Origin of the sequence: Nocardia niigatensis NBRC 100131 (assembly GCF_000308655.1) — a bacterium.
In the GTDB taxonomy this organism is placed as follows: domain Bacteria; phylum Actinomycetota; class Actinomycetes; order Mycobacteriales; family Mycobacteriaceae; genus Nocardia; species Nocardia niigatensis.
Genome location: NZ_BAGC01000114.1, coordinates 204,737 through 225,250, shown reverse-complemented (window position 1 = coordinate 225,250; position 20,514 = coordinate 204,737). Strand labels below are relative to the sequence as shown.

The window sequence follows — 20,514 nt, the reverse complement described above, 5'->3', positions numbered from 1 at the left end:
GGTCATCGCTCCAACCAGGTGTTGAGAATCCGGGCGATCTGAGCAACCGCGCCCGGTTCGGTCATCGCGAGGTGGGCCGCATCGATGTCGAAGGTCGAGATCCGACCCCGGACAACGTGCGCCCACCCCTCGTGACCCAGAGCATCGGCTCGCCTTTCCTGTGTCGCAGTGAAATAGAGCATGTCGCTGTCCAAGACCCCGGGCCGCCAGGCACTGGCCGCCCGGACCGCCACGTTGTAGGCGTCGGTCAGCCGCTCGATCACCGCGGCGTCGATGCCCAGGCCGCTCCCGAGGTGCTGTTCGATCAGATCGGCGGCCTCCTGGGCGGTGGCATCGGGGCTCACGAAATCGACGCCCATGACCGGGCCGAGATTGCTGATCAATTCGCCGGCCGTGACCGTGCGGACCGTCGACTCGTCGACACCGCCCACCTCGGCATCCAGCAGTGCCAGCAGCGCGACCTCTTCACCGGCCGTGCGCATCTCGACGGCAATCGCCTGGGCGATCGCACCACCCAGCGACCAGCCGAGGAGGTGATACGGGCCGTGCGGCTGCACCGCGCGGATCTCCTCGAAATAGCGTTGCGCCATTTCTTCGATCGACGTCGGACCGGGGACCTCACCGGCGATTTGCGGCGCCTGAATGCCATAGATCGGCCGATCCTCGGCGAGGTACCTGTCGAATGTGCGATAGCACCACGACAGGCCCAAGGCCGGGTGGATGCAGAACAGCGGTGGTTTCTCACCGCCGGTCCGGATGGGCAGCAGCACGTCGAAGCCGACATCGGCCGGTTCGACGGTGGAATCGGAGCGCATTCCGGATTCGATCCGCTTCGCGAGGTCGGCCGGGCAGGACGCGGACAACATCCAGCGGATCGGAATCTCGTAGTCGAGCTCTTTTCGCAACTCGCTCACCACCTGTACCGACTTCAAGGAGTTGCCGCCCAGGGCGTAGAAGTCGTCATCGGCGCCGACCCGATCCACGCCGAGTACCGTTCCGAAGGCTCGGGCTATCTCGCCTTCCAGCCACGACGAGGGCTCTCTGAACTCTCCCACCGCGAGCACCGGCTCCGGGAGCCGCGCGCGGTCCAACTTGCCCGACACGGTGAGGGGCACCGAGTCGAGCGCCATCACCGTGGTGGGCACCATGTAGTCGGCCAGTTGGCGGGCCGCGTGCGCCAGCACATCCGCGGTGTCGATCGTGGCGCCCGCCGCGGGCACCACATAGCCGACGAGCTGTTCCGCCGCACCGGTGGAGTGCACCAGAGCGATCGCCCGGGCAACGCTCGGGTGCTCGGCGAGTACCGCCTCGATCTCACCCAGTTCGATCCGCAGACCGCGCAGTTTCACCTGGAAATCGGTGCGGCCCAGGTATTCCAACTCGCCGGTGCGTGTCCAGCGCACCAGGTCGCCCGTGCGATACAGGCGGCCGCCGTTGTCGAACGGGTCGGGTACGAACCGTTCCGCGGTCAGGCCCGGACGTGACCGATAGCCGCGCGCGAGCTGGGCGCCCGCCAGGTACAGCTCGCCGGCGACACCGGGCGGTACCGGATGCAGCCGGTGGTCGAGCACGTATGCCCGGGCGTTCCATACCGGTGAGCCGATCGGCATGCTCGCGATGTCGGCGCCGGTGACCCGATGGGCGGTCGCGGCCACCGTGAACTCGGTCGGCCCGTACAGATTGTGCAGCTCGACCCCGGGCATGGCGCGTCGCGCCTCGGCCACCACGTCGGGACCGAACGCCTCACCGCCGACCAGCAGCGTCCGCACCGACGCCAGCGACTCCGCGGGCACCGTCTCCGCGAATACCGCCAGCATCGACGGCACCAGCGCGGCGATCGTGACCCGCTCGGCGGCAATGGTTTCGCCGAGATAGGCCAGGTCGGTATGCCCGTCGGCGCGTGCGATCACCAGCCGCGCCCCCATCGCCAGGGTCGTGAACAGCTCCCATACCGACATGTCGAACGTGGCGGGGGACTTCTGCAGCACCACGTCGTTCGGCGTCAACGCGTAGGCCTCCGCGTGCCACCGCAGCTGGTTCACCACCGAACAATGCGATACCGCAACGCCTTTCGGCCGACCGGTCGACCCCGAGGTGAAGAGCACGTATGCGACGTTGTGCGGTCGAAGCGGTGCGAGCCGATCGGCGTCGGTGACCGGCGCGTCATCGAATCCGGACAGCTCGAGCCCGTCGAGGGACGACAGCTCCAGTACCGGCTCGGCAATGGACAGCATGTACTCGATGCGGTCGGCCGGAAGGTCCGGATCGATCGGCACGTACCCGCCACCGGCCGCGTGCACCGCGTACATGGCGGTGACCTGATCCAGTGAACGCCGCATACGCAGCGCCACCAGCGACTCCGGACCCACGCCACGGCCGATGAGCCACCGCGCCAATCGGTGGACGCGAGAAGCGAATTCCGCGTAACTCAGCGACCGGTCGCCGAAGGTCACCGCCGGCCGATCCGCGTGCGCCCGCACCGAGTCGGTGAACAGCGAGGCCAGCGTCTCGTCCGACGGGAGCCGGTGATCGGTCGAATTCCACTGCGTCAGTACGGTTTCCAGTTCCTCGGTGCCGAGCAGATCCACGTCGTACACCTGCTGCGTCGAATCGGTCACCAGTGCCCTGAGCAACCGCAGCAGGCGCTCGGCGATGGTGGTCGCCGTGGTTTCGTCGAAGAGGTCGCTCGCGTACGTCACCGCGCCGCTGACGCCGGCCGGAGCGCCGGCCGAGTCGTAGGAATCCGACATCGTGACCAGCAGATCGAACAGTGCGGTGTCGGTCTCGGCCGTCACGCCCCCCACCGAGAGCCCCGGCAGCTCGAACTCGGCCTTGTCGAGGTTCTGGAACGCCAGCATCACCTGGAACAGCGGATGGTGCGCATGCGACCGCACCGGGTTCAGCTCCTGCACCAGCCGATCGAACGGCACATCGGCGTGCCCGAACGCGGCCAGATCGGTCCCGCGCACGTGCTCGAGCAGCTGGGTGAACGTCATCCCCGGGGTCAACCGGGTCCGCAGCACGAGGGTGTTGACGAACATCCCGACCAGATCATCGAGTTCGGGTTCGCCGCGTCCCGCGTACGGCGTGCCGATCGCGATGTCGTCCATGTCGGCCAGCCGGGCCAGCGTGGCCGCCAGCGCGGCGTGGAAGACCATGAACAGCGTCGCGTTGTGCGCCTGCGCCACCTGCTGCAGTCCCGCGTGCAGCTCGGCGTCGACGGTGATCGGCACGGTCGCGCCCGCATAGGTCTGCACGGGCGGACGCGGCCGGTCGGTCGGTAGCTCCAGCAGGGTCGGGAGCTCCGCCAATTCGAGTGTCCAGTAGTCGATCTGGGCGCTGAGCAGCGATTCGGGATCGTCCTCGGTCCCGAGCACCGCCCGCTCCCAGATCGCGTAGTCCGCATACTGCACCGGCAGCTCCGGCCAGCTGGGGGTCTCCCCGATCAGGTGTGCGGAGTACGCGGCCATCATGTCCCGCGCCAGCGGGCCCAGCGACGATCCGTCGCAGGCGATGTGGTGCGCCACCACTGCCAGAACCCACTCGTGCTGCCCGAGCTCGAACAGCCGGATCCGCATCGGTACGTCTACCGTCACGTCGAACACCGTCGAGGCGAATGCCGACAACGCTTCGGCCAGTTCCGATTCCGTGACCGGGGTCGCGGTGATCGGCGGGATGGCCTCCGCTGTGCGGAGGACTACCTGCGACGGTTCGCCCTCGGCATACGGGTAGACGGTCCGCAGTACCTCGTGCCGGTTCAGCACATCCGCGGCGGCCGCGCGCAGCGCGTCGAGATCGAGCTCTCCGGACAGCCGCAGCGCGATCGGAATACTGTAGGCGGCCGAGCCGGGTTCGAGCCGGTTCAGGAACCACATCCGCTGCTGTGCGTAGGACAGGGGAATTCGCTGCGGCCGTGGCTGTGCCGTCAGCGCCACCCGGCCGGTGTGGGCACGCGATTCGGCGCGCGCCGCCAACCTCGCGACCGTCGGCGCCTCGAAGATCATCGACACCGGGACGGTCTCGTCGAGCGCGGCGCCGATCCTGGCCGCGACACGGGTGGCGACCAGGCTGTTGCCGCCCAGTTCGAAGAAGTCGTCGTCGGCGCCGATCGGACCGTCGATGCCGAGGACCTCGGCGAAGACGCCGGCCACGATCTCCTCGGCCGGTGTCGCCGGGGCCCGGAATCGCCTGGCCTGCACGACGGGTTCGGGCAGGGCCGCGCGGTCGAGCTTGCCGTTCGGCGACAGGGGGATGGCGTCGAGGATCATCACCGCGGCCGGTACCAGGTACGACGGCAGCACCTCGGCCAACGCCGCCCGCAATTCCTCGGCCGACAGACTCGCCCCGGATTCCGGGACCACGTAGGACGCCAGCTGCGCCGGACCCGTGTCGGTGCGCCACGGCGTTGTGATCGCGTATGCCACGTCCGCCCGTGCGGTCAGCGCCGCGTCGATCTCGCCCAGCTCGACCCGGTAGCCACGGATCTTCACCTGGAAATCGTTGCGTCCCAGGAACTCCAGGGCGCCGTCGGCATTCCAGCGCACCACGTCACCGGTCCGGTACATGCGGCGTCCGGGTTCCCCGAACGGGTGCGCCACGAACCGCGACGAACTCGCGGCCGGCTTGTCCAGATAGGCGCGCGCCAGCGCCGGGCCCGCCAGATACAACTCTCCGGCCACGCCCACCGGCACCGGCTGCAGCCGGGAATCCAGCACCAGTGCCTGGACACCGTGCAGCGGGGCGCCGAGCGTCGGCCGGTCACCCGGTCGCAGCGGGCCGGTCGCCGTGGCGACCATCGTGGCCTCGGTCGGCCCGTACAGTTCCAGGAACTTCCGGGTGCCGGCGAGATCGGTTCCGGCCCAACGGTTCACCAGATCCGCGGGGACCTCGTCGCCGCCGGACATCACCACCCGCACGTGATCCAGCCCGGCCGGATCCACCGACGCGAGCGCGGCGGGGGTCATGAAGGCGTGGGTGACCTGTTGCGCGCGTAGGAGTTCGGCCAGTTCGGCGCCGCCGTAGATCTCCGTCGGCGCCACGACCAGCGCACCGGCCCCGCTGACCGCCATCAGGGTCTCCAGCAGCGCGGCGTCGAACGACGGCGACGCGAAGTGCAGCACCCTGGACGCGGGCCCGAGGTCGAGGTCGGCGCGCAGCGACGAGACGAAGCCGGCGATGCCGGAATGGGTGACGGCGACGCCCTTGGGCGCTCCGGTGGATCCGGAGGTGAAGACCACGTAGGCCACGTTCGAGGCCCGCAGCGGCCGGAGTCGCTCGGCATCGCGCACCGGGCCGCTCGCCAGCCCGTCGATCCGCGCGGCTACGGCCGCGTCGTCGAGCACGATCCAGTCCACCGAATCGGGCATCCGGCCGGAGGCCGACGACACCGTAACACCCAGCGTCGCACCCGAATCCGACACCATCTGCGCGATCCGGCCTTCGGGATAGCCGGGGTCCACCGGTACGAAGGCCGCACCCGTCTTCACGACCGCCCACCACGCGACGACGGACTCCATCGATCGCGCTGCCGCCACCAGGACCGGGCTCTCCGGTCCGGCGCTGCGGCTGATCAGGAAGCGCGCCAGCCTGCTCGACAGTTCGTCCAGCTGTGCGTACGACAGTGTTTCGTCGCCCGAGACGACGGCGATGCCGTCGGCATTGTCCCGGACGGCCGAGGAGAACAGCTCCGGCAGCAATCCGGTCGGCTCCGGCGCCGCCGCGGGGTGTGTCCCCACCCGCGACGTGAGCGCCGAGCGCTCGTCGGTGTCCAGCCAGTCGATATCCCCGATCACCACGGCCGGATCGCCGGCGACGGCTTCCAGTACCCGCACCAGCCGCCGGACGATCGCCGCCGCGGTCGCCTCGTCGAACAGATCCCGTGCGAAGCTCATCATTCCCGAGATGCCTTGCGCCGAACCGGCATCGGCGGCCGCTTCGGACAGCACCAGTTGCAGGTCGAACTGGGTCGCACCGGTATCGACCTCCGCCCGGGCGATCCGGACACCGGGCAGCGCCACCTCGACCGTCGCCAGATTCTCGAACGCGAGGGCCACCTGGAACAACGGATGCCGTGCCGCCGACCGCTCCGGCTTCAACTCCTCCACGACCCGCTCGAACGGCACGTCCGCGTGCTCGAAGGCCAGCAGGTCCGTGTCCCGGGTGCGCATCAGCAAGTCGGTGAACGGCTCGCCGGCGTCGACCCGGGTCCGCAAGGCCAGCGTGTTCACGAACATCCCGACCAGCGCGTCCAGGCCGGGCTCGCCCCGGCCCGCGACCGGGGTGCCGATCACGACGTCATCGGTGCCGCTGAGCCGCCCCAGCACCGTCGCCAGCGCGGCATGCACCACCATGAACAGCGACGAGTTCTGCGACCGGGCCAGCGTGAGCAGTCGTTCGTGCAGCCGCGCGTCGATCTCGACCGGTACCCGGCCACCCGAGAGCGAGGCGACGGCCGGGCGTGGCCGGTCCGCCGGCAGGTCCAGCCGGTCGGGTGCGCCCGCGAGTGTCGAGCGCCAGAACTCCAGTTGCGCGGACAGCAACGACGCCGGATCGTCTGCGGCGCCCAGCATCTGGCGTTGCCACCACGCGAAATCCGCGTACTGCACGGCGAGTGGCTCCCACTGCGGTGCGTGGCCGGTGAGCCGGGCGGCATACGCCGCCATCACGTCATGAGCCAGCGGCCCCATCGACTGACCATCGCCGGCGATGTGATGCACCACCAGCACCAGCAGGAATTCTCCTGTGTCGCTGTCGTGTTCGGCGTCGAGCGCGAACAGTCCCACTCGCATCGGCACCCGGGCGGTCACATCGAATCCGCGTCGCACGAACTCGCCCACCACCTCCGGGACCGCGTCCGCCGGTACGCGCGCCCGCTCCACCGCCATCGCGGGCTCGTCGAGTACGACCTGTCGCGGTTCACCGGAGGATTCCGGATAGATCGTCCGCAGTACGTCGTGACGTGCGGCCACGTCTCCGATCGCGGCGCTCAGCGCTTCGATGTCCAGTTGCCCGGACAACCGCAGCATCACCGGAATGTTGTACGCCGCAGAATCCGGCTCGAACCGGTTCAGGAACCACATCCGCTGCTGCGCCAGCGACAGCGGCACCGGGTCGGGATGCATTCCGGACCGCAGGGGCAACCGGCCCCCGCCGCTGAGTGACCCGGTGCGCGCGGCCAATTCGCCGACAGTGGGGGACTCGAAGACGGCCCGCACCGGCACGCGCACGTTCAAGGCCGCACCCAGACGCCCGACCACCAGCGAGGCGCTCAGTGAATCGCCGCCCAGCGCGAAGAAGTCGTCGTCGGCGCCCACCCTGTCCACGTCGAGCACCTGCTCGAAGGTGCGCGCGACCAACTCCTCCACTCCTGGTGCCGGCGGGCGGAACTCGCGTGCGACGGCAACCGGCTTCGGCAACCGCTCGCGATCCAGCTTTCCGTTGGCGGTCAGTGGCACCTCGTCCAGCACGATCACCGCGGACGGCACCATGGTCCGGGGCAGCGTCTCGGCCAGCGCCGCCCGCAATTCCGCACCCGATACCTCGATCCCGGTCGCGGGCACGACATAGGACACCAGCTGCAACGGCCGCGCGTCGTCGCGGCGTGGCACGGTGACCGCGTAGGCCACCTCCGCACGCGCGCCCAGCGCCGCGTCGATTTCCCCCAGCTCGATTCTGGTGCCGTGCACCTTCACCTGGAAATCGTTGCGCCCCAGGAACTCCAGCTCTCCATCGGCGTTGTGGCGAACCACGTCACCGGTCCGGTACATGCGCTGACCCGGCTCCCCGAACGGGCATGCGACGAACCGTGCCGCGCTCAGCGCCGCCCGGGCGACGTAGCCGTCGGCCAGGCCGGCGCCGAACAGGTACAGCTCGCCCGCGACACCGTGCGGCACGGGACGCAACCAGGTGTCCAGGACCACGGTCGCGACGGGACCGACCGGCCGGCCGATGGTGATGGCGGCACCGGGCGCCAGCGCGTCGCTGGCGGTGGCCCAGATGGTGCTCTCGCTCGGGCCGTACAGATTGAGCATGGTGCGCCCCGGCGCCCACCGATCGACCAGTTCGGGGCCGACCGGCTCACCGGCGGTCGCCAGCAGGCGCAGCCCGTCGAGACCGTCGGCCGGGACCGTCGCCAGCGCCGAGGGGGTCACCACGGCATGCGAAACATGTTCACGCGCAATCAGATCCGCCAGCTGCTGGCCGGCGTAGACCTCGGCGGGGGAGACGACCAGCCGGCCGCCCGAACCGTGCGCCATCAACAACTCGAAGACCGAGGCGTCGAAGCTGGGCGAGGCGACCTGCAGGACCACCGACATCGGGTCGACGCCGAACAGCCGCCGTTGCGCCGCGACGAGATCGGCCAGGCCGCGATGGCTGACGAGCACGCCCTTCGGCGTTCCGGTCGACCCGGAGGTGTAGCTCACGTACGCGAGCTGATCCCGCCGGATCGGCCCGCCGCGTTCGGCATCGGTGATCGGCCGGGCGGAAGCCGAGTCGACGGCGCTGAGCGTCCGCTCCTCGTCGAGGATCAGCCACTCGACTCCGTCCGGAGCTCCTCTCCCGGTGGACGTGTCGGTCAGGCCGAGCACGGTTCCCGAGTCCGACAGCAGGAAATCGATCCGGTCCGCGGGCAGGGTCGGATCGATCGGCAGGAATGCGGCACCGGACTTCGCCACGGCCCACAGGGTGACAGTGGTCGCCAGGGAGCGTGGCAGCACACAGGCGACGACCTGTCCCCGCCGGGCGCCGTGCCGCAGCAGGACTCGGGCCAGACGGGTGGACCGCTCGTCGAGCTGCCGGTAGGTCATGGCGTCCGTGCCGTACCGCACGGCGATCGCGTCGGGTTCGGCGGCGGAGGCGGCGAGGATGCGGTCCAAGGTCTCCGGGATCGTTTCTGTCCCAGCTGATTCCGGCCACGATGGCCGCGATTCCTCGCCGAGCGCCAGCTCGCCCAGCCGCAGATCGGCGTGTGCGCCGATCCCGCACAGCAATTCGACGAAGCGGTCGAGAATGCGGCGCGCCGACCCGGTGTCGAAGACCCGGTCATGGAATCGGAGGGTGATCCGCAGTCCCTGTACCTCACCGTGCTCGGACGGCAGCGGTTCCACGACCAGGCTCAGCGGGTAGGGCGTCGCGTCCACGCCGCGGAGTTCGTTCACCCGCAGGCCCGCCGAATCGACGAGGTGCTGCAGTGCCATCCGGTCGACGGGGAACGACTGGAACGTGATAGCGGTGTCGAACAGTTCGGACAGGCCGGCGCTGCGGTGGATCTCGGGCAGGCCGATATGGTGATGCTCCAGCATGCCGGCATGCCGGGCCTGCATGCCGATCAGCAACTCCTGCACCGTCATGGCGGGATCGAGCGGGACACGCACGGGAATCGTGTTCAGGAACATCCCGAGCGTCTGATCGACGAGCGGCAGTTCCGGGGGCCGCCCCGATACCGAGGAACCGAAGATCACGTCGGTCTCACCGGTGAGTACGCGCAGATTCAGGGCCCAGGCAGCGGCGACGGCGGTATTGAGGGTGACGGCCGCCTCCGCCGCCACACGACGGAGGTCGCCGAAGCGTTCCGCCGTCAGCTCGGCCCCGACCTCGGCGGCGGATACCGCGCCCGCTGGGTCGGCGTCGTGGGACACCCGGGTGGGTGCGTCGACATCCGAGAATGCCTGTGCCCAGGCCGCTCTGGATGCGGTGCTGTCCTGCCGGCCCAGCCAGGCCAGATAGTCGCGGTAGGAGGGCGCCGGTGCGGCGGAGTCGATGTGGGCGGGAGATCCGTAGTAGTCGAGCAGTTCTCGCATCAGCAGCGGCATCGACCAGCCGTCCAGGATCACATGGTGATTCGTGACGAGCAGGCGGAAGGACTCCGCGCCGAGACGGATCAGCGTCAGGCGTAGCAGCGGAGGAGCCGACAGGTCGAAACCCGCCGCCGCGTCCGCGGCGGCAATCGATTCCGGGTCGGCCGGGGTGTCGGCCTCACCGCGACCGGTGAGATCGATCTCGCGGAAATCGATCTCGGCATGGTCCAGCACGATCTGGCACGGTCCGGCCGAGGTCTCCGCGAAGGCGGCCCGCAGGATGTCGTGCCGGTCGACCACGGCCTGAGCGGCACGCCGCAGACGCTGCGCGTCGACCGCGCCGGAGAATCCGATCATCGTCTGGACGGTGTAGTCGTCGGCGGCATCCGGGTTGAACGTCGAGTGGAAGTGCAGGCCGGATTGCATGGGCGACAACGGCCATACGTCGGACAGGCGGGGATACTGCCGCTCGAGCCGCTCGATGTCCTGCTGGGTGAGCGCGACGAGCGCAGAATCCGAATCGCGATACGCGTGACCGCCCTGCGGTAGTCGCGAGGGTTCCTCGATGGACACCGGGGCGGCGGCGCCGCTTGCCATCGCGGCGAGGGCCGCAACTGTCTTGCCTTCGAACACCTCTCGTGGCGTGAGCGTGAGCCCGGCGGATCTGGCCAGCGCCACCAGCCGCATCGAGACGATGCTGTCGCCGCCGAGCGCGAAGAAGTTGCTGTCGGCGGACACCGTGTCGAGATGGAGCACCTCGGCGAACAGTGCCGCCAGCACCTGCTCCGCTGGTGTCGACGGTTGTCTGCCGTCGGTGGCGCCCACCTCGAAGGCGCGCTGCTGCAAGGCTTTCCGATCGATCTTGCCCGTGGGGGTGCGCGGCATGTCCTCGAGCCGCACGATCGCCGCGGGATTCATATAACGCGGCATGCTGCCCGCGAGGTCGGCTTCTATGGCCGTCACGTCGACGGCAGCGCCCGGCGCGCCGACGACATAGGACACCAGAACCGGTTCGCCGGCAGGCCCTTGCGCCACCACGGTGGCGACGCTCGCCACATCCGGGCGCTGGGCCACGCGCGCATCGATTTCGCCCGGCTCGATCCGCAAGCCGTGAATCTTGACCTGCTGATCGCCGCGGCCCAGGTATTCCAGCGCCAATCCGGCGGGGCCGTGCACCCAGCGCACGGAATCACCGGTGCGGTAGATCCGCTCGCCGCGGGTGGATCGCGGATCCGCCACGAAGCGCGACGCGGTCACGCCCGCTCGATCGACGTATCCGCGGGCGAGTCCGGGCCCACCGATATAGAGTTCGCCCGCCACGCCGACGGGCACCGGTCGCAGCCACGGGTCGAGAACCATCGCGGACGCGCCTCGGATCGGGCCACCGATCGTCACCGGGTCGCCAGGTGCGAGGGCATCCGATCCCGTTGCCCAGATCGTGCACTCGGTCGGTCCGTAGTGATTCATCAGCCGTCGCCCGGCGGCCCACCGGTTCACGGTGTCCGGCCCGACCGCCTCACCGACCACCGCGAGCGAGGTCAGCGACGGAATCCGGGACGGATCCATGGTGTTCAGCACGGACGGGGTGATGATCGCGTGCGAAACCCGCTGCGACCGAAGCAGTTCCTCCAGGTCGATCCCGGCGTACACCTCCGGTGGCGCCACCACCAGGCAGGCGCCGCTGCTGTGCGCCAGCAGCAACTCCGACACGCAGGCGTCGAATCCTGGTGACGCGACCTGCAATACCGCCGAGTCCGGGCCGGGCCCGAACGCGTCGGCCTGCGCCGCGACCAGATCGGCCAGACCCCGATGACTGAGCTGGACCGCCTTCGGTGTGCCGGTCGATCCGGACGTGTAGATCACGTACGCGGCATTGTCGGCCGACAGTTCGCCGGCCGCACCCGACGGGTGGGGGAGACCCCCGTCTTCGTCCGATGCCGACGCGTCCAGCATCAGCCAATCGACGGTGTCCGGAAGCTGTGGTGCCATAGCACTTGTCGTCACGCCCAAGCGGGTTCGCGAGTCGGACAGCAATTCCCCGATCCGCGCGACGGGATTGCCGGGATCCAAGGGCAGGAAGGCCGCACCTGTTCTCGCCACCGCCCAGATCGCGACGACGAGTTCGGCCGACCGGGGCAGGACCAGGGCGACGAGCGACTCGGGGCGAGCGCCGTGGCCGATCAGCAGGCGAGCGAACGCGTCGGCGCGACGCTCCAGCTCGCGATAGGTCAACGTGGTTTCACCGCACCGGACAGCGGTGGCATCCGGATATCTTCGGGCGGTCCCGGACAGGATGTCCCGGAGCACGAGATCCGTGGCCGGCTCCTCGCCGTCCACCGAAAGCAGTTGCGCGCGTTCGGAATCCCAGCAGGACGAGATCGAGCCGACCGTCCGGCCGGGATCGCCGGCGATCTGCGTGAGCAGCAGCTCGAATCGTTCGAGCAGCGTGCGGGCCGCGTCCGAATCGAATCGGTCGGTGGCGAATTTCAGTGCCACCGCGTAGGTTCCGGGCCCGTCGGTGTCCGATCCGCCGTCGTGACTCGGCCGGGGCGGGGTCACCTGCAGACTCAGCGGAAACGGCGTGGCATCGTGGGCGTCGATCTCGATGAGTCGTAGTTCGGCGTCGGACAGATCCCGTGCCAGCAGTTCGCGGTCGAACGGATAGGACTCGAGCACCGTCGCGGTGTCGAACATGTCGGTGATGCCGGCGGCGCGCTGCAGCTCCGCCAAGCCGATGTGCTGATGATCCAGCATCGCGGCCTGCTCGGATTGCACGCGGACCAGCAGGTCGCCGACCGTCTCGCCGGGCTCGAGCCGGACACGGACGGGCAGCGTGTTGACCATGAGCCCGACCATGCGCTCGACCTCGGGAATCCGCGGCGGGCGGTTCGACACCGTATTGCCGAACACCACGTCCGTCCGTCCGGCCAGGACGGACACCAGCAAGGCCCACGCCACGTGCAGAGCAGTGTTGGGGGTGACGCCATGCGAGCGGCCGAGATCGAGGATCGCGGCGGTGGTCGCGGCGTCCAGCTTCAGGCCGACTTCGCCGGCGTGCGAGGTGACGCCGCGCTCCGGCCCGTTCGTGACCCGCGTCGGACTGTCGATTCCGGCGAGCATCTCCCGCCAGGCGGTGGTCGCGGCGTCACGGTCCTGATCCTGGAGCCATTGCAGATACTCCCGGTACGAACGCGGAGGCGCGAGCTGTGTTGTGTCGCAATCGGATACGTACAACACGAGTAGCTCGTGGATCAGCAGGGGCATCGACCAGCCGTCCAGCACGAGGTGGTGGTTGGTGACCAGCAACTGGAACGTGTCGACGCCGGTGCGGACGAGATGGAAACGCACCAGTGGCGGGCGCGCCGGATCGAACGGGGCCGCGGCAGCGGTCGCGAGTTGCCGCAGCGCTTCCGCCTGCCGGTCGGAGCCGCTGACATCCGACTCGGCCCATTCGACCGTGGCGTCGAGCAAGACGATCTGCCGTGGACCGGCGTCCGTCTCGACGAACGCCGTCCGCAGGCCGTCGTGCCGGTCGATGAGCACCTGCGCGGCCCGCCGCATCCGCTCCCCGTCCACCTGCCCGGCGAACTTCAGCGCGGCCTGCACGATGTAGCCGTCGTCGCCGTCGCGGTCGTAGATGGTGTGGAACAGCAGACCGGACTGCAAGGCGGTCAGGGGCCACACATCGGTCATCGCCGGGTATTCCCGCAGCCAGCGGTCGATTTCGTCCTGCGCTACCGCGGTGAGCGGGAAGTCGGAGGGTGTGAAGCTGTCCACGGTTCTGGATCGCGCGTGGTCGGCGAGTGCCCCCAGCGCCCGGGCCCACAGCCCGGCGAGCTCGCCGACCTCCTCGGCCTCCAGCACCTGCGAGGCGAACTCCCAGGTCGCGGCGAGTTCGAGCCCGTCATGACCCTCCTCGGCGATCGCATTGACATCGAGCACGGCGGCCAGCGCCATCGCCGGATCGCTCGTCCCGGTCAGCGCGGTGAATTCGGTGGTCGGCGCCCACGGCCCCGAGCGTTCACCGGAAACCACCCGCCCGAGGTAGTTGAAGCTGATCTGAGGCTCGGGCAGGCCGGAGAGTTCGGCGCGCCCACGGGGATCGAGATGACGCAGAACCTGATAGCCGATGCCGTTGCCGGGCACCGCGCGCAACTGCTCCTTCACCTGCTCGAGTGCCAGTCCCGCGCTCGGGCCGCCGGACAGCGCGTCAGCGAGATCGACATTCTCCCAGTCGATCCGGAGCGGGAAGCGGGTGGTGAACCAGCCGACCGTGGCGCTCAGATCGGCGCCGGGCACGGCCTGCTCCTCGCGGCCGTGACCTTCCAGCACGATCGACTCTCCGGCCGCCGCCGTCCCACGCCGGCGGCGCCACTCACCGAGCGCGAGCACCAGGGCCGCCACCAGCGGAACGTTGGCACTGCAGTGGAATCGGTTCGGAATGATGGTCAGAACCGTGTCGGTAACCGCTGCCGGAATACGTGCATGTACCCGGCCGGCCGTGGCCCCGGTATCACGATCGGGGATCAGACGGCGCGATCCGAGCAGCTGATCGTCGCGTTCGAGGATGCCCCTCCACAGATCGAGCTCCGCAGACCGCCTGCCCGGCGCCTGCTCGGCCAGGCCGTGCACCCACCGCCGAAAGGAGGTGGTGACCGGGCCGAAATGCGGCTCGCCGGCGGTGGAAGTCTGCGCCCAGGCCTGCGCGAGGTCGGTGAGGACGATGCGCCACGACACCGCGTCCACCGCGAGGTGATGGATCACCAGCCACAGCAGGTCGGGTCCCGAGCCGGTGCGATCCTGAATCCAGACCGCTTGCACGAGAACGCCATTGGCCGGGTCCAAGCGATCCGCGGCATGCTGCAGGTGGCGGTCGACTTCGTCGGCGTCGCGTCGATCTATCCGAACCTCGAGGAGCGCGGTCTCCGCGTCGACCCCTTCTCGATCGAGTACCTCGACGAACCGATCGACCGAATCGGCCCCGCGCAGTACCGCACGCAGCATGTCGTGCCGGTCCAGCAGGGAGCGCAGCGCGTGCACGAGACCCGCTCGATCGACTCCCGCCGGCAGCTCCACGAGCGCGGCCTGCGCGAATCGGCGGTAGTGACCCCGATCGAGCATGGCGTGCATGATCGGCGACAACGGCATCGGTCCGACGCCACCCCCGGGCAGCTCGGCCAATCCGGGGGCATCGCCGGCTTCGGTCGCCTTGGCTGCCAGGTCCGCGACCGTCTTGTGCACGAACACGTCCTGCGTGGTGAAACTCAGGCCTTCGGTCTTGGCCCGCGCCACCAGTCGGATCGAGAGAATGCTGTCGCCGCCGAGGGCGAAGAAGCTGTCGTCCGCCCCGACCTGGGGCACGCCGAGCACCTCGGCGAACAACCCCGCGATCGTCTTCTCCCGGGCGGTGGCCGGCGCCCGCCCGACCGGCGCGGTGCCGAATTCGGGCTTCGGCAGCGCGCGCCGATCGAGCTTGCCGAACGCGTTCATCGGGAGGCTGTCCAGCGGGAGGATCACCGCCGGGACCAGATGCGGCGGCAGCGAATCGCGCGCGAAACGCATGATGGCGGCCGGTTCGATCCGATGGCCGCTGACCGGGACGACATAGGATGCCAGCACGGTCGTGCCGACATTGTTCTGTACCGGCACCGTGACACACATATCCACGTCGTCGTGGGTGGTGAGCGCGGCGTCGACCTCACCCGGTTCGATCCGGTATCCGCGGATCTTGATCTGAAAGTCGCTGCGGCCCATCAGTTCCAGGGCCGTCTCGCCGTTCTCGCCGGTCCACCGCGCGATATCGCCGGTGCGGTACATGCGCGCGCCGGCGCCGCCGTACGGATCGGCGACGAACCGGGCGGCGGTTTCGAAGAACCGATGGCTGTATCCCCGGGCCAATCCCGGCCCGGCGAGATACAACTCGCCCGCGGTGCCCCTGGGCACCGGCTGCAGCGTGCGGTCCAGCACCATGGCCGAGACGCCGCGGATGGGTCCACCGATCGTGTGGGCGCGGCCGGGTCCGAGCATGGCGCCGGCGGCGGTCACGGTGGATTCGGTGGGACCGTATTCGTTGTACATGGCCGCCGACGTCGTCCACCGCTCCACCAGGTGCGGTGGGCAGACATCGCCGCCGACCACGACGACCTTCACGTCGGTCGGCAGCTCCGGATCCACCGTCGCCAGCATCGTGGGCGTCAGGGTCAGGTGGGTCACGTGCTCGTCGACCAGCAGCTGCGTGAGCGAGTCACCGCCGGTCACCTCGGGCGGCACGATCACCAGCGTGGATCCGTTGGCGAAGCAGGTCAGGAACTGCTCCAGGGATGCGTCGAAACTGGGCGAGAGGGCATAGGACACACGGGATGTCGCGTCGATGCCGAACGTGGCGGCGCGATCGGCGACGAGATTCGCGAGGCCGGCGTGCGTGATCTGGACGCCCTTCGGCGTTCCGGTGGAACCCGAGGTATAGGTCATGTAGGCGACGTTGGACGGCCGCAAAGGGCGGACGCGGTCCTCGTCGGAGATCGGTCCGCTCGAGGCGTCGGAGTCCGTCAGGGTCGCGGGGTCGTCGAGAAGCACCTGACGGATCCCCCGCGGGAGCTGCCCGCGCAGCGCGTCGACCGTGATCGCCACGGTCGCGCCGCTGTCGGCGACCATGTGCTCGATCCGCTTCGCCGGATAGTCGGGGGCCAGCTGGACGAACGCGGCCCCGCTCTTCGCGACCGCCCAGGTGGCGACGACCGAGTCGGTCGAGCGTCGCAGCATGAGCGCGACCGCCGTGTCCGGACCACAGCCGAGAGCTATCAGATGCCGGGCCAGCTGGGAGGATCTCGCATCCAGCTCGCCATACGTCATCGTCCGGCCGCGGGAGACGATCGCGCACCCATTCGTATTCCGGCGCGCGCTCTCGGTCAGAATCTCCGGCAGCAGCCGTGTTTCGACCGCGCTGGGCCCGTGCACCGGAAGTAGTGCGGACCGTTCCTGTACTTCGAGCAGCGGCAGCCTGCTGACCTTGAAATCCGTTCCGCTGGCGAGGAACTCGTGCATGAACATGCGGAACCGCCGATGGTGATCGGCGAGCTCGTCATGACTGTAGGAATTCGGGTTTCCCTGGAAGTCGATCTGCGTGCTCTCTTTGCCCGCGCCCGGGTAGATATTGACGAAAAGGTCGGCGGTCGGTCCCGAGGTGAGGACGTGCAGGCGCCCGGTCGTGTTGCCCAGGACCACCTCGTTCTCGACCATCATGAGATTCACGGCCGGCCCGAAGGATGCCGCCTCGTCGCGCGCGAACCCCATATCGTGGAATATGTCCTCCTGGCGGTAGCGCTGCCGCCGAAGAGCGCTCGTCAACTCACTTTTCACAGCGGCGATCAGTTCGCCGACGCTGCGGCCGGCGACCTGCACCCGCAGCGGGACGACATTTGCCACCATTCCGCCGGAACGGCGCAGCACGGCGGAGTGCCGACCGGACACGGGCAGGCTCAGCAATACCTCGTCGCTTCCGGTCATCCGCGCGAGATAGGCCGCGAACGCCGCGACGATGATCGGGGTCACGCTCGAATCGTGCTCGAGCGCGACACTTTCGAGAAGGTGCGCGGTGTCGTCCGCCACTTCCGTGCTGACCAGGATCGGATGAATGGTGGGCTTGTTGACGCGAGTGGCCAGACTGGCAACGGGGGGCGCGCCTGCCAGATGTTCCATCCAATGTTTGCGGTCATTGTCGAAACGCGTCGAATCCCGGTAGGCCAGATCCTGTTCGGCGACCTGCCGCAGGTCCTGCGCCGCACACGGCGCCGGCTCCTCGGAATTCACCCAGGCGTTGTACAGCTCGGTTATTCGATGCAGCATTGTTACCGCGGCGAATCCGTCGAGCGCGATATGGTGCGCGCGCTGATACCACAGGTAGTGCTCGGCGCCGACCTGGAAGATGACGCTCGTCATCAGGTGGTCGTGCAGGAGGTCGAGGGGAGCGGAATAGTCCTCGACCATCATTCTGTGTGCTGTCGCGACCGGATCGGCGTGCGTGCGCAGATCCGTGATCGTCACCGGGCCGCCATTGTCGTGGTCGACGTACTGGCAGGGCTCACCGTCGACTTCGATCAGGCGCAGGTGTCCGGAACCGAACTCCCGACCAGCGGTTTTGCACGCCTTGGCGAGTAGTTGCGTATCCAATTCGCCGACGATCTCGACGTATTGGGCGACAGATATCGGCGCGGATTCCGCGAGATGCTGGGCGAACCAGATTCCCCGCTGCGCGGATGTCAATGGGAAGACGTCGACGGAACCCCTATTACTGCTGTTCGTCTCGGAATCGTTACCCGAATTCGGTTGTCCTGAGGATTGAAATGTGCCGTTTGGCAACGATCTGGAACGGTCAGGATTGCCTTCGGTTCCACTCTTCGACTGGCGCATTTCGACCTCCGCAAATTTCGTTCATTTCAGGAACTCAAAACGCCCGAGGACCGGCAGATACGCTGTCGCGCGCCGATCCGGGACCACGAACGAGGCCTAGGTGTGGACGATTTCCAACACCCGCATAGTGCTGAATACGTCGGGTCTGCCGGCAAGATCATTACAGCCGAGGCCGACCGCTCCGAGACCCACGATGCCTACTTCCTGGCCACCGGCCGGGATGCGGTCGACCGCTGCGCTGCGGTCGACCGGTACATGATGGGGATATCCCCAACCCCCTCAACCTCCCGATTTCTCAACAAACCCACCCGCATGTCAACGTTCGCGGCGTCGACCACACCCCGTCGCAGACGCCGCGGTACCGACCGGCGAACATTCCCCGGCGGCTCCTCCGCGGGTACGTCCCCGCGGGCCACCTCTTGCTTCGTTCCAGGTTCGAATGAGGTCATGCCCGACATCCCTACTCAAAAAGCGACTGACCACTATGATTCGGCACCGATGCCGCAATCGCTTGATCTTTCGACCAAAATCTATGAAATAGATGTACTCCAGCTGTGTAATTTCATAGAGTCGATTAGCTAATAACCCACTGTGACCTGCGGGATTGACGCTTCTGTCCGGACAGACCGGTTTAGCGGCCTGATCTTGCGACACGCCGAAGACTGCTCCTCCGGGCGGTCGGGACTGGTGTTGAGGGGTAGCTGGCGAACACTGTGCAATCGGTAAGCGCGCCGATTGAACCGGGGCTTCGGTGAGATCGCTGGAACACCCTTGTGTTGAGTACGTGTGCGTTCCACGCTTGTCGCGTGGCCGCATCCAGAGCCCGTCGCTATGAATCGCCGCTCCGGCAGGCGATGGCGGCTCGGACGCGGCAGGTGATACTGGAGGTCGCGACCCGGTCGTTCATCGAGCGGGGGTGGGAGGGCACCTCGATGCGGGATATCGCGCGCGAGGCGGGGTGCTCGGTGGAGACCGTCTACTTCAGTGTGGGCAACAAGACTGCGCTGTTGAAGACGGTGCTCGATGTCGCGGTCGTCGGTGGCGACGCCGCGGTGGCGCTCGATGAGCGGCCCTGGTACAGCGTGGGAGAGGGGCCGCTCGTCGAGCGCGCCGCCGCACTCGCCGACATGACGGGCGCCATCTACCGCCGGACCGCCGAACTGCGGCGCGTACTCGGTATCGCGGCGCAGACCGGTGCGGAACTGCGCGAACTGGATGCGAAAGTCCGTGCGGACGAACGTATTTCGCTCAACAGTCTGGTCTCCGCGGCAGCACGGCGGCCGCTGACCGACCATGAGGCCGACTCACTGCAGTCGGTGTTCGGCAATGAGATCTACCGGCTCCTCACCACTGTCACCGGGTGGAGCCATGAGCAGTACCGGCAGTGGGCGGCCGAGGCCATTGTGCGACTGCTCGACCTTCACGAGCAGTGGTAATGCCATGACCGGGCACTGAGGCTTCGAATGCACCGTGATGCCTTGGGAGCCAGTCGATTTGGCGGATCAGGGCTTGTTCATCATCGGCGGGGTGGACGGCTCGAACCGGCGGGTGATCACCGAATTGATCCCCGCGATTCCACGCTGGATCGTCGTGAACGTCATGATCCACCGCTGTCGGCGCGGCGCGTTCCGGCGATGGCGCACCAGCGAATTCACGTCCTCGGGGACGACCGCGACCGGCTGGTCCGGCTCGCCGAACGATCCGGCGCTCGTGAGGGGGACGGTGACGCTGCTGTGAGAGCCGGCGAAGGTTTCGGGGTCATGGCGGCGGAGATTCGCGCGGGCCTTCTCCCGGATCCCCGGAGCTGCTGATCGCCACGCGGGACGGCGTGGGCACGTTGTCCGACAGCGAAATTCGCGATTGGGTGAAGCTCTTCCTGTTCTCGCGGCGTGATGTCGGCACCCGATTGCCGGGGAAGGCGCGCCGTTCACGGGTGTTCGGTGGCCCAAGCGCAGATGGCGGCCAACGGCGTTTCGAGTGACTTGCCGAGTTCGGTGAGCGAGTACTCGATGTGCTGTGGGGCGGTCTCCTTGTAGACATGACGTTCGACCAACCCGTCGGATTCCATGCCGCGCAATGTCTCCGTCAGTACCTTCTGCGTGATGCCGGGCAGCCGCCGGCGCAGCGCGGCCGGGCGTTGCGGCCCGTCGAGCAGCGCGTAGATGAGCAGGATGCGCCATTTCGCGGCGAGGCGTTCGAGGGCCTGCCGGGTGGTGCAGGATTCCTCGAGTACGTCCGGGATGACCAGTGCCATGTCGCCTCCGTTCGGAAGGGCACCGCGAAGTGCCTTCTATCGGTGGCCGGGGTT

At 68.3% G+C, this 20,514-nt stretch carries 4 protein-coding genes; 2 read left to right on the top strand and 2 right to left on the bottom strand.

The features are described from left to right. Positions 1-2 precede the first annotated feature (2 nt). A complete protein-coding gene (locus tag ON33_RS37550) occupies positions 3-18,206 on the bottom strand; it encodes a non-ribosomal peptide synthetase (RefSeq protein ID WP_040863901.1) in 18,204 nt (6,067 codons plus the stop codon). An 806-nt stretch (positions 18,207-19,012) separates the two neighbouring features. Between ON33_RS37550 and ON33_RS37545 the strand changes: the two genes are divergently transcribed. Together ON33_RS37545 and ON33_RS37540 are read left to right on the top strand one after the other, a co-directional pair. Beyond that, complete coding sequence (locus tag ON33_RS37545) at positions 19,013-19,642, top strand: TetR/AcrR family transcriptional regulator (protein ID WP_040863900.1); 630 nt, start codon at positions 19,013-19,015, stop codon at positions 19,640-19,642. Between the two features lie 37 nt (positions 19,643-19,679). Next, positions 19,680-19,943 carry a hypothetical protein gene (locus ON33_RS37540; protein ID WP_157184945.1) on the top strand — a complete coding sequence of 88 codons (264 nt, stop codon included), beginning with the start codon at positions 19,680-19,682 and terminating at the stop codon, positions 19,941-19,943. A 190-nt stretch (positions 19,944-20,133) separates the two neighbouring features. On the opposite strand, the gene ON33_RS37535 is transcribed toward ON33_RS37540, so the two are convergent. After that, positions 20,134-20,460 carry a winged helix-turn-helix transcriptional regulator gene (locus tag ON33_RS37535; RefSeq protein WP_040863988.1) on the bottom strand — a complete coding sequence of 109 codons (327 nt, stop codon included), beginning with the start codon at positions 20,458-20,460 and terminating at the stop codon, positions 20,134-20,136. Positions 20,461-20,514: the final 54 nt, after the last annotated feature.